The sequence below is a fragment of the Methylobacterium soli genome (genome assembly GCF_008806385.1).
Classification (GTDB): Bacteria; Pseudomonadota; Alphaproteobacteria; order Rhizobiales; family Beijerinckiaceae; genus Methylobacterium; species Methylobacterium soli.
This window is the reverse complement of record NZ_VZZK01000012.1, coordinates 61,424-74,532: the sequence shown is the minus strand read 5'-3', so window position 1 is coordinate 74,532 and position 13,109 is coordinate 61,424. Positions and strand designations below refer to the sequence as shown.

Sequence of the window (13,109 nt, the reverse complement as noted above, 5' to 3'; positions counted from 1 at the left end):
TCTCATGTCGCGCCTGATCAGCGTCGACGACGGCGTGCCGGCGCCGCTCGGGGCGCATTTCGACGGGCGCGGCGTCAATTTCGCGCTGTTCTCCGAGAACGCGACCGCCGTCGACCTCTGCCTGTTCGATGCGGGCGAGCGCCACGAAACCCGCACGATCCGGCTGCCCTGCCGCAGCGACGACGTCTTCCACGGCTACCTGCGGGGCGTGCTGCCGGGGCAGCTCTACGGCTACCGGGTGCACGGCCCCTGGGACCCCGCCCGCGGCCACCGCTTCAACGCGGCCAAGCTCGTCCTCGACCCCTATGCCCGCAAGATCGCGGGGCGCATCCACTGGCACGATTCGCTCTACGGCCACCGCCGCGGCCTGCAGCGCCCCGACCAGATCGACCGCCGCGACAGCGCCCTGCACATGCCGAAGGGCGTCGTCACGGCGCCCGAGGTGTCGGACCTCGCGCTCCAGCCCCTGCGCCGGCCCCTCTCCGAGACGGTGATCTACGAGGCGCATGTCAAGGCGCTGACGATGACCCACCCGGACGTGCCCGAGGCCGAGCGGGGCACCTACGCGGCTCTGGCGCACCCGGCCATCATCGAGCACCTGTGGAAGCTCGGCGTCACCGCGCTGGAGCTCCTGCCGATCCAGGCCTTCGTGGATGACCGCTTCCTGGTCGAGCGCGGCCTCGTCAATTTCTGGGGCTACTCGCCGCTCAACTACTTCGCGCCCGATCCGCGCTATCTCGGGGATGCGGGCCTTGCCGGCCTCAAGGCCGCGATCCGCGAGCTGAACGCCGCCGGGATCGAGACGATCCTGGACGTCGTCTACAACCACACGGCGGAGGCCGACCATACCGGCCCGACGCTCTCGTTCCGGGGCATCGACAACGCCAGCTATTACAAGCTCGATCCCGAGGATCCGCGCCGGGAGATCGACTGCACCGGCTGCGGCAACACCTTCGACGTGGCGCATCCGCGGGTGATGCAGCTCGTCCTCGATTCCCTGCGCCACTGGGTCACCGCCTACGGGGTCGCGGGCTTCCGCTTCGACCTCGCCTCAAGCCTCGGCCGCGCGCCCCACGATTTCAGCCCGCGCGCCGCCTTCTTCCAGGCGGTGGCGCAGGATCCGGTCCTGGCCCGCGTCAAGCTCATCGCGGAGCCCTGGGACATCGGCATGGGCGGCTACCAGCTCGGCGGCTACCCGCGCGGCTGGAGCGAGTGGAACGACCAGTTCCGCGACAGCGTCCGGGGGTTCTGGCGGGGCGATCCCGGCCAGCTGCCGAAGCTCACCCAGGGGCTCTCGGGCTCGCGCGAGATCTTCGCGCCCTCGCGGCGCTCGCCGCTCGCCAGCATCAACTTCGCGGCGAGCCATGACGGCTACACGCTCGCCGACGTGGTCGCCTACGAGGCGAAGCACAACCACGCCAACGGCGAGGAGAACCGCGACGGCCACGGCCACAACGTCTCGCGCCATTACGGCGTGGAGGGCCCCACGGACGATCCCGAGATCCTCGCCATCCGCGCCCGCCAGACCCGCAACATGCTGGCCACGATCTTCCTGGCCCAGGGCGTGCCGATGCTGCTGATGGGCGACGAGCGCGCCCGCACGCAGGGCGGCAACAACAACGCCTATTGCCAGGACAACCCGATCGGCTGGATGGACTGGTCCCGCGACCCCGACCCCGACCTCACCCTCTTCGTGGCGAACCTGACCCGCCTGCGCCGGGAGCAGCCGGCTCTGCGCCGCCGGGACTTCCTCGACGGCGCCCGCATCGACCCCGACGAGACCCTGCGCGACGTGCACTGGCTCGCGCCCGACGGCAGCGAGATGGGCGAGGGCGCCTGGGGCGATGCCGAGCGGCGCTGCATCGGCATGCAGATCGGCAACGAGACCGCCCATGGCGAGCGCCTCCTCGTCCTCGTCAACGCCGACGCGACGGCCTGCGACTTCGCCCTCAGCCCGGTGGTCGGCGGACCCTGGCGCCCCGTCTTCGACACGGCCCTGCCGACGGGGGCCGTGCCGCCCGGCCGCCCGCCCTTTCGCGCCGGCGCCCACGTGGCGATGCCGGCCCGCTCGATCCTGGTGCTGACCGCCGATTGCGGGACCGTCCCGGACTTCGTGCACGGCCCCGCCTGAGGCGCCACGGCCCCGCCTGAGGCGCCACGCCCCCGCGCCGTGGCTTTCCCGACGCACCGCGTTTTCACGAGGCCGGCGGCGCACCCTCGGGTTGTCGCCTTCGCGCGGTGCCATAGTTGCGGTGCGGGGAACCAGACCGATCCGGGCAGCCTTCTCAGGAGGGCGAAGCCCGATGCGCCCGCTCAATTGCGACAGACGAGGATGGTGGCCTGATGCGGCGCGCCCATACGATGGCCTTTGGCAGCGAGCTTGTTGAGACCGGGGCGCGGTTCGCCCTCTGGGCGCCGACCGCCCAGGACGTGAGGCTCGTGCTCGATGGCCAGGACCACCCGCTGGCCGAGGCCGGGGAGGGCTGGCGCCGGGCCGAGGTTCCGGGCGTGAGGGCGGGGGCGCGCTACGGCTTCCGCATCGACGGCGACCTCGTGGTGCCCGACCCCGCCTCGCGCTTCCAGCCGGAGGACGTCTCGGGTTTGAGCGAGCTGATCGACCCGAAGGCCTATGCGTGGAACGACGCCAGCTGGACCGGGCGCCCCTTCGAGGAGGCGGTGATCTACGAGCTCCACGTCGGCACCGCGACGCCGGAGGGCACCTATGCGGGTTTGGAGGCCAGGCTCGGCGACCTGCGCGACCTCGGCGTCACGGCGATCGAGCTGCTGCCGATCGCGGATTTCAAGGGCACCCGCAACTGGGGCTATGACGGGGTGCTGCCCTACGCGCCCGACGCCGCCTATGGCCGCCCCGAGGACCTCAAGCGCCTGATCGACACGGCGCATTCCCTCGGGCTGATGGTCTTCCTCGACGCCGTCTACAACCATTTCGGCCCGGCCGGGAATTACCTCCACGCCTACGCGAAGACCTTCTTCACCGAGCGCCACCAGACGCCCTGGGGCGCCGGCATCAATTTCGACGGAGCCGAGAGCGGCCACGTCGTGCGCCAGTACTTTCTCCAGAACGCCCTCTACTGGCTCGAGGAATACCATTTCGACGGCCTGCGCTTCGACGCCGTCCACGCCATCCTGGACGATTCCGAGCGCCACTTCCTGGCCGAGCTCGGCGAGACCGTGCGGGCGCGCCTGCCCGACCGGCACATCCACCTGATGCTCGAGAACGAGGCGAACCAGGCCCGCTGGCTCGAGCGCGACGCCCGCGGCACGCCGCGCCAGCACGACGCCCAATGGGCCGACGACCTGCATCATTGCTGGCACGTGCTGCTGACCGGCGAGACGGCGGGCTATTACGAGAGCTTCGCCGACAAGCCGGTGGAGCACCTCGCGCGCTGCCTCGCCGAGGGCTTCGCCTACCAGGGCGAGCCCTTCAAGACGCTGGATAACCACCCGCGCGGGGAGCCCTCCGCCCACCTGCCACCCTCGGCCTTCGTCACCTTCCTGCAGAACCACGACCAGGTCGGCAACCGGGCGCTCGGCGAGCGCCTGAGCCACCTCGCCGCCCCGGAGAAGCTCGACCTCGCCCGCGCCGGCCTGCTGCTCGCCCCCCAGATCCCGATGCTGTGGATGGGCGAGGAATGGTCGGCCTCGACGCCGTTCCTGTTCTTCGTCGATTTCGCCCCCGACGCGGAGCTGAACAAGGCGGTGCGCGAGGGCCGGCGCCGCGAGTTCAAGAGCTTCGCGGCCTTCGCCGACGACACCTCGGTGATTCCGGATCCGACCGAGGCGAAGACCTTCCTGGATTCCAAGCTCGATTGGTCGGAGCGCGCGCGCTCGCCCCATCGCGAGGTCCTGGCCGAGACGACGCGCCTCCTCTCCTTGCGCCGCGCGCACGTGGTGCCGCTGACGAAATCGGCCTATCGCGGCGCCACCGCCACCCTGCCGCGCCCCGACGTCGTCGATTGCACCTGGCGCTTCGCGGCCGGAACCCTGCGCCTCGTGGCCAATGTGGGCGAGGCCGATTTCCGCTTCGACCCCGGCCCCGGCCGCGCCATCTGGACGAACGCCCCCGATGCCGGCGCCACCCTGCCGAGCTGGACCGGAATTTTCCTGACGGGCACGCCGGAATGACGCCTCTCGCGCAGGACGCGCCCGACCTCTCCCGCCGGGGAGTGGTCGCATCCGCGATCGCGGAACGGGTGGGGGGTGTGACTTTTCCGGACAGCGCGCATCCCTCACCCCAACCCTCTCCCGAACGGGAGAGGGGGCCGGTTGCGGCAACCGCGTCACATCCTGAAGCGCATCTCCGTGTCGCTGCCGGTCGCGCGCACGACGCGCCCCACCTCTCCCGTCCGGGAGAGGTCGAGTCGGCGCCAGCCGACCGGGTGAGGGGTGCGACCTCTCCGGAGAGCGCGCACCCCTCACCCCAACCCTCTCCCGGACGGGAGAGGGGGCCGGTCGCGGTGACACATGCCCATCCTGACACCCTCGCTGCCGGTCGCGCGCACGACGCGCCCCACCTCTCCCGTCCGGGAGTGGTCGAATCCGCGCTCGCGGAACGGGTGAGGGATGCGACCTTTCCGGCCTGGGCTCGGCAACTGAGCACCGCCGCGCAATCCAACCACGAACCCCAGACCACGGATCATCATCAGTGAGCGCCACCCTCGAACAGCTCGCCGACCTCGTCGGCGTCGCGGCGGGCTATACGGACGCCTTCGGAGCCCGGGTCGAGACCGCTCTGGAGACGCGGCGCGGGCTGCTCGCGGCGCTCGGCTTCGCGGTCGGGTCCGAACCGGAGATCGCCCGGAGCCTCGGCGCGGTCGAGGCGCTGCGCCGGGGGCTGATCCCGCCGCTGCTGCCGGTGGAGGCGCGGCGCGGCCATCGGGTTCCCGTGCGGGGCGGCGCCGGAACCCTGGTCTGGCGCCTCGTCGACGAGCGGGGCTTTGCCCGCGAGGGGCGCCTCGCCGTCGGGGGCTCGGAGGCGGAGCTGGAACTGCCGCCGCTGACGCCGGGCTACCACCATCTCAGCGTCAGCCTCGGCGAGGCCCGGGCCGAATCCTGGGTGATCGCCGCGCCCCAGCGCTGCTGGCGCCCCCGCGCCTATGCCGACGAGGGGGCCCGCGACTGGGGCCTCGCGGCGCAGCTCTACGGCCTGCGCTCGCCCGGCAATCTCGGCATCGGCACCTACGCGGATGCCGGCCGGGCCGCCACCGATGCGGGCCTGCGCGGCGCCTCGTTCCTGGGCCTCAGCCCGGTCCACGCCCTGTTCGAGAGCGACCGCTCCAAGATCTCGCCCTACTCGCCCTCCTCGCGGCTCTTCCTCGAGACCCTGTTCATCGAGCCCGACGCGCTCCCGGGCTTTGCCGGCTCGCGCGCCGAGGCCATCCTGTCCGGGCAGCGCGCGAAGGTCGAGGCCCTGCGGGACGCCGCCCTCGTCGATCACCAGGGCGTCTGGGAGGTGCTGTCGCCGGTACTGCGGGCGCTCTGGGAGGAATCGGGCGCGCAGGCCGGCACCGATTCGGGCTTCGATGCGTTCCGGCGCGAGGGCGGCGAGGATCTGCAATCCCACGCCACCTTCGAGGCGCTCTCGGCGCATTTCCGCGCGCAGGGCGCCCACTGGCTCGGCGACTGGCCGGAGGAATACCGCCGGGCCGGCACCGAGGCGGTGCGGGCGTTTGCGGCCGACCACGCGGAGGCCGTGCGCTATCACGCCTGGCTGCAATATCTCGCCGATCGTCAGCTCGGGGCCGCCGCGGAGGCGGCGCTGGGCACCGGCATGCGACTTGGCCTCTACCGCGACCTCGCGGTCGGCGCCGACCGGGGCGGCTCCGAGGTCTGGTCGCATCCCGAGCGCTTCGCGGGCGGCGTCTCGATCGGCGCGCCGCCCGACCTCCTCGCCCCGAAGGGCCAGGATTGGGGCCTGCCGGCCTTCGACCCGCTGGAGATGGAGCGCGACGGGCTCGCGGCCTTCCGGGCGCTCGTCCGGGCGAATATGCGCCATGCCGGCGCCATCCGCATCGACCACGCCTTCCAGCTCGCCCGGCTCTACCTGATCCCGGTCTCGGGCAGCGCCCGGGACGGCGCCTACGTGGCGATGCCCTTCGAGCCGATGCTCGCCGTGCTGCGGCTCGAGAGCCACCGCAACAAGTGCCTCGTCATCGCGGAGGATCTCGGCACCGCGCCGGAGGGCTTCTCGGACGCGCTGATGCAGGCCGGCATCCTGAGCTACCGCATCCTCGCCTTCGAGCGCGAGCATGGCGGCGGCTTCAAGGCGCCCGGAGCCTATCCGCGCGACGCGCTCACCGCCATCACCACCCACGACCTGCCGACCTTCGTCGGCTGGTGGCGCGGCGTCGACACCGATACCCGCCAGTCGCTCGGCCTCTACGATGCCGACCGGGCCGAAGCGGAGCGCGGCGAGCGGGTCACCGAGCGCGCCCGCCTCACCGAGGCCCTCGCCTCCGAGCAGCTTCTCCCCTCCTACGACCCGCCCGAGGCCGCGCCCTTCGAGGCCGCCGCGCGCTACCTCGCCCGCGCCCCCGCGATGCTGACCGCCGTGCAATACGAGGACGTGGTCTCGGAGCTGAGCCAGGCCAACGTGCCGGGCTCCACGGAAGGCTACCCGAACTGGCGGCGCAAGCTCGACCGCGACCTCGATTCCATCGCCGCCCCCGGCGGGCCGCTGGCCAAGCTCGCCGCCTCCCTGTCGGCCGAGGATCGAGGCCCGCGCTCGGGCGCCGCCCGGCTCGCCACGGAGGCGCCGCGCGCCACCTACCGGCTGCAATTCCACAAGGACTTCACCTTCGCGGAGGCGGAGGCGATCGTGCCCTACCTGGCGCGGCTCGGGATCAGCCACGTCTACGCCTCGCCCTTGCAGAAGGCGCGGCCGGGCTCGACCCACGGCTACGACATCGTCGATCACGGCGCCATCAACCCGGAGCTTGGCGGCGAGGACGGCTTCATCCGCCTCTCGGACGCCCTGCGCGCCCACGGGCTCAAGCTCCTCCTCGACATCGTGCCGAACCACATGGGCGTCGGCGGCGCCGACAATCCGTGGTGGCTGTCGGTCCTCGAATGGGGGCCGCTCTCGCCCTTCGCCCACGCCTTCGACATCGATTTGGAGCGCCAGGGCGCCAACCGCAACCTCGTCATCCCGTTCCTGGGCGACCGCTACGGCGAGGCCCTGGAGAAGGGCACCCTGGAGCTGAAATTCGACGAGGCGGCCGGGGCCCTCAGCGTCTGGCACTACGAGCACCAGTTCCCGATCCGGCCGCTGAACTACCCGACGATCCTCAACCGGGTGCTGGCGGCGCTCGGCGAGGTCGGCGACGACGCCTCGGCGGAGCTGCTCTCGATCTCCGAGCGCCTGCGCGTCATGGGCGAGGAGACCGTGGCCGAGCGCCGCCGCGCCTTCCCGGACGAGGCGGAGGGGCTGAAGCAGCGCCTCGCCGACGTGGTACAGGCCTCCCCGGCGATCCGCGACGCGATGGGCCGCACGCTCAAGCTCCTCAACGGCTTCAAGGGGCGGCCGGACAGTTTCGGGCCGCTGCATCGCCTGCTGGAGAGCCAGGCCTACCGCCTCGCCCATTGGCGGGTGGCCTCGAGCGACATCAATTACCGGCGCTTCTTCGACGTGAACGCGCTGGCGGGCCTGCGCGTCGAGAAATCCGACATCTTCCACCGCTCGCACGAGACCGTGTTCCGGCACGTGCGCGAGGGCCGGATCGACGGGCTGCGCATCGACCACATCGATGGGCTGGCCGACCCGCTGGGCTATGCCCGGGCGCTGCAGGCGGCAATCGGCCCCGGCTTCTACGTGGTGGTGGAGAAGATCTTGGAACCCGGCGAGCGCCTGCGCCCCTGGCCGGTGGCCGGCACCACCGGCTACGACGTGCTGAACCAGCTCGACGGCATCCTGGTCGACCAGGGCAAGCGCCCGCGGATCAAGCGCCTCTACGAGTGGGCGACCGGCTACGACGAGCCCTACGGCTTCCAGCTCCGGGCCGCCAAGGCCGAGATCCTGGAGATCAGCTTCGCGAGCGAGCTCGAAGTGCTGACCGCCGACCTGAAGGAGATCGCCGATTCCGACCGGCGCACCCGCGACTTCTCGGTCAACGCCATCCGGCGCGCGCTGATCGAGATCATTGCCCGCTTCCCGACCTATCGCAGCTACCTGCCGCCCGACCTCGACGAGAGCGACGTCGAGGTGGAGGACGTGCGCCTGATCGAGGGGGCCGTTGCCAAGGCCAAGCGCTGGAGCGCGCTGCCCGACCGCTCGGTCCACGATTTCGCCGCCAACGCGCTCCTCGGGCGCGTCGAGACCGGGGGACCGGGCCGGCCGGAGCCCCGGGTGGTGCTGCGCTTCCGCCGCCGCTTCCAGCAGCTCACCGGCCCGGTGATGGCCAAGAGCCTGGAGGACACGCTGTTCTACCGCTACGCCATGCTGCTCGGGCTGAACGAGGTCGGGGGCGATCCGGGCGAGTACGGCCTCGACGCGGAGCATTTCCACGCGCTTCAGGCGGCGCGGGCCCGCGACTGGCCGAATGCCATGATCACCACGGCGACCCACGACACCAAGCGCGGCGAGGATGCCCGCACCCGCCTCCTCGCCCTCTCGGAGATGCCGGAGGAATGGGCCCGGGCCTGGGACCTCTGGCGCGAAGTGGCCGCCCCCCATCTCGGCAGCCTCGACGACGAGGCCGCCCCCGACGCCAACGACCAGTGGATGTTCTTCCAGGCCATCCTGGCGGCCTGGCCGATCGCCCTGCTGGAGCGGGACGAGCCGGAGGCCATCGCGGATTTCCGCGCCCGCCTCGTCGCCTACTCGGAGAAGGCCCTGCGCGAGGGCAAGCGCCGATCGAGCTGGGTCAATGTCGACGAGGCCTATGAGGGCGCGGTCCGCACCCTGTTCGAGGGGCTGATCGCGCCGGGCTCGCCCTTTCTGGCGAAGCTGCGCCCCTTCGCGCAGCGCCTCGCTCATCTCGGGATGATCGGCAGCCTGGGGCGCACGATCCTCAAGGCGACCCTGCCTGGCCTGCCGGACACCTACCAGGGCACCGAGTTCTGGGACTTCTCCTTCGTGGATCCGGACAACCGCCGCCCGGTGGATTACGGCGCCCTGAGCCGGGCCCTCGAAGCGGACGGCCGGGCGGGCGACCTCCTGCCCGCCTGGCAGGACGGGCGGGTGAAGCAGGCGACGCTCGCCGCCCTCCTGCGGGACCGGACCGAGCGCCCCGGCTTCTACGCTGAGGCCGGCTACCAGCCCGTGGCGGCGCGCGGCGCCCACGCGGCGCACCTCATCGCCTTCACACGTTCGGATGCGATGACGGAAACCGGCGACCTCCTGGTGGCCGTGCCGCGCCTCGTGTCCCAGATGGTGCGGGACGGGACCTGGTCGGGCGAGGCCTTCGCCGGCACCGTGCTCGACCTGCCCGAGGCGAGCCGCTGGCGCGACATCGTCACCGGCGAGGTCCATGCGGGCGGTCCGGCCGACCTCGGGCGCCTGTTCGAGCGCCTGCCCTACGCGGTCCTGCGCCGGACGGCGTAGGGGCCGGGGCGCTCCCGCCCGTTGAGACGACACCGCGCACACACAGTCGAGGCCAGCATGAACGCACCGACCACAGCACCGACGACCGCCCAGGGCACCCGCGCGGGGACAGGCGCTGGCGCCGTGACGCTGCCGGCGAGCCTCGCGCCGCGCGCCGAGGGGCCGCGCATCTACAACCTGTTCCCGCTCCTCGTCGGCCGGGTCTCGGACTGGACCCGCGAATTGCCCCGCATCGCCGGCCTCGGCTTCGACTGGGTCTATCTCAACCCCTTCCACCAGACCGGGGGCTCGCGCAGCCTCTACGCGGTGGCCGACATCGACAGCCTCGACGAGCGCCTGCGCGACCTCGACGGGACGCCCGACGACGAGCAGATCCGCCGCTTCTGCGCCGCCGCGGAAGCCCAGGGCCTGCGCGTGATGACGGACCTCGTGGTCAACCACGCGGCCAATGACGGGCGCCTCGCCCGCGAGCGGCCGGACCTTTTCGTCAAGGACGAGGCGGGCCGGCCCGCGAGCCCCTACGCGGTCGATCCCGACGACCCGACGAAGCGCACGATCTGGGGGGATCTGGCCGAGCTCGACTACCATTCCGAGCCTGCCCGGTCCGAGCTGACCCGGATCTGGGACGGCTACGTCGCGCGGCTCCAGGGCCTCGGCGTCGCGGGCTTCCGGTGCGACGCCGCCTACAAGGTGCCGGCCGAGGTCTGGCGCGCCCTGATCCGGGGCGCCAAGGAACGCGACCATGCCTGCCTGTTCGCCGCCGAGACGCTGGGCTGCACCTTCGCGGAGGCCCGCGCCACCGCGGGCGCCGGCTTCGACTACCTGTTCAACTCCTTCGCCTGGTGGGACCTCAAGGCCGGCTGGGCGATCGAGCAATACGAGCGCCTGCGGACGCTTGCGCCCTCCATCGCCTTCCCGGAGAACCACGACATGCCCCGCCTCGCCGCCGACGCGGCGGGCGGCCCGGAGACGTTGGCCGAGCGCCTGCGCAACCGCTACGCGCTCGCGGCCTTCTTCTCGGCGGGCGTGCTGATGCCGATCGGCTACGAATGGGGCTACGCCCGCGCGCTCCACGTGGTGGAGACGACGCCGGCCGACCGGGAGACCGAGAGCGGGCTCGACATCTCGCGCTCGATCGCTTCGATCAACGCCCTCAAGGCCGAGCTGCCGGCCGCCAATGTCGAGGGTGCGCAGCTGCGCCTCTCCGCGCCGGATTCCGACGCGGTGGCGCTGATCCGCTTCGATACCGGCCACCCGGCCTCGGCCCGTCACGCGGTGCTGGTGCTCTACAACCCGGGCGCCCGGAGCGTGCCGGTCGATGCCGGGGCGCTGATCGCCCGGACCGGCGGCCAGCTCGGGCCCTTCGTCGACCGCACCCCGGAGGCCGAGCCGATCGTCTTCCATGCCGGCTGCGCCATCGCGCTCGCGCCGGGGGAACTGCGCATCCTCTCGGCGGAGGCCGCGACGGTGGCGACGCTTCCGAGCCGGGGGCGGCCGAGCGGGGAGGGCCGGGTCGTGATCGAGGCGGTGTCGCCCGAGATCGACGGCGGCCGCTCCCCCGTGAAGCGGGTCGTCGGCGAGAGCCTGCAGGTCGATGCCGACATCTTCTCGGACGGGCACGAGATCATCAACGCGGCGATCCTCTCCCGCGTCGTCGGCGAGACCGCCTGGCGGCGCGACCCCATGGTCTTCGTCGACAACGACCGCTGGAGCGGCCACTTCCCGCTGGAGAGGAACGCCCGCTACGAATTCACCATCGAGGGCTGGCGCGACAGCTTCTCGTCCTGGGTCCGCGACACGATGAAGAAGCGCGATGCCGGGCTCGACCTCACGCTGGAGACCATCGAGGGCATCGCCCTGGTGCAGGGCGCGGCCGACCTCGCCACCGGGCGCGACAAGGAGCGGCTCGCGGCCCTCGTCTCGGCGCTCGGTGCCGAGGAGACCGGCTCGACGGCGCAGCTCCGGCGCATCCTCGACCCCGAGGCGACGAAGCTGATCCGCCGCAACGCCGAGCGGGTCAACGCCTCGCGCTACCCGGTCAACATCCCGGTCATCGCCGACCGCCTCGCGGCGCGGTTCTCGGCCTGGTACGAGATCTTCCCGCGCTCGCAATCGGGCGATCCGAACCGGCACGGCACCTTCGACGACGTCATCGCGCGCCTGCCCGAGATCCGCGAGCTCGGCTTCGACGTCCTCTACTTCACGCCGATCCACCCGATCGGGCGGACCAACCGCAAGGGCAAGAACAACACCCTCAAGGCGGAGCCGGGCGATGTCGGCTCGGTCTACGCGGTGGGCTCCGAGGAGGGCGGCCACGAGGCGGTGCATCCCGAACTCGGGACGCTCGCGGATTTCGAGCGGCTGGTGGCGGCGAGCCACGCCTACGGCATGGAGATCGCGCTCGATTTCGCGATCCAGTGCTCCCCCGACCATCCCTGGATCAAGACCCATCCCGAATGGTTCGAGTGGCGGCCCGACGGGACGCTTCGCTTTGCCGAGAATCCGCCGAAGAAATACGAGGACATCTCGAACGTCCATTTCTACGGCGGCGCGCTGCCCTCGCTCTGGATCGAGCTTCGCGACATCGTGATGGGCTGGTGCGCGCGCGGCGTCCGCATCTTCCGGGTCGACAACCCGCACACCAAGCCGATCCCGTTCTGGGAATGGATGATCGGCGAGGTGAACGGCCGCTATCCCGACGTGATCTTCCTCGCCGAGGCCTTCACCCGGCCCAAGATGATGAAGAAGCTCGCCAAGGCCGGCTACCAGCAGAGCTACACCTACTTCACCTGGCGCAACACCAAGCAGGAGCTGACCGAGTATGCCCTCGAGCTCGCCGGCCCGATGGGCGAGTATTACCGGCCGAACTTCTTCGCCAACACGCCCGACATCAACCCGCACTACCTCCAGACCAGCGGCCGGCCGGGCTTCATCGTGCGCGCGACGCTCGCCGCGACGCTCTCCTCCGTCTACGGCATCTATAACGGCTTCGAATTGTGCGAGGCCGCGCCCTATCCGGGCAAGGAGGAATACCTCAATTCCGAGAAGTACGAGCTGAAGGCCTGGGACAACGACCGGCCCGGCAACATCCGCGAGCACGTCGTCAAGCTGAACCGCATCCGGCGCGAGAACCCGGCCCTGTGGGACTTCCGCAACGTCCACTTCACCGGAGCCTTCAACGACAGCATCATCGCCTACGCCAAGCTGACGCCGGAGGGCGACAATTGCGTGTTCGTGATGGTCAACCTCGATCCGAAGAACCGTCAGGAATGCACCTACGAGGTGCCGCTCTGGCTCCTCGGCCAGCCGGATCACGGCGCCGTCGCGGTCGAGGACCTGCTCCAGGGCTACACGTTCGAGCTGCGCGGCAAATCGCACCGCATCGCCCTCGACCCGGCGGAGCGCTCCTGCGTGATCTGGCGCCTTCGGGTGTCGCGGCGGGTTGCGGAGTGAGACCGTGCGTGTCAGCAGAAATCGGCCGCGGCGGGCGTTCCCGTCGCGCTCTCGCCCAGATGATGGGGTCGTAACCCCGCCCACCGTTCGCATT

At 71.4% G+C, this 13,109-nt stretch carries 4 protein-coding genes; all 4 read left to right on the top strand.

Translation table 11 applies throughout. The annotated features are described in order from the left end of the window. Window positions 1-13 precede the first annotated feature (13 nt). The 4 genes from glgX to F6X53_RS13515 all read left to right on the top strand — a co-directional run bounded on the left by glgX (window position 14) and on the right by F6X53_RS13515 (window position 13,015). Window positions 14-2,131, top strand: coding sequence for a glycogen debranching protein GlgX (gene glgX / locus F6X53_RS13530; RefSeq protein WP_151000730.1), 2,118 nt, complete (start codon window positions 14-16; stop codon window positions 2,129-2,131). Window positions 2,132-2,343: 212 nt separating this feature from the next. Beyond that, entirely contained in the window at window positions 2,344-4,146 is a 1,803-nt protein-coding gene (gene treZ / locus F6X53_RS13525; RefSeq protein ID WP_151000576.1) for a malto-oligosyltrehalose trehalohydrolase, read from the top strand. Window positions 4,147-4,666: 520 nt separating this feature from the next. Then, window positions 4,667-9,562 (top strand): malto-oligosyltrehalose synthase, encoded by a 4,896-nt coding sequence (locus tag F6X53_RS13520; RefSeq protein ID WP_151000574.1) that lies wholly within the window; start codon window positions 4,667-4,669, stop codon window positions 9,560-9,562. 57 nt (window positions 9,563-9,619) lie between these two features. After that, on the top strand, window positions 9,620-13,015 hold the full coding sequence (locus tag F6X53_RS13515; RefSeq protein WP_151000572.1) for a maltotransferase domain-containing protein: 3,396 nt from the start codon (window positions 9,620-9,622) through the stop codon (window positions 13,013-13,015). The last annotated feature ends 94 nt before the right edge of the window (window positions 13,016-13,109 follow it).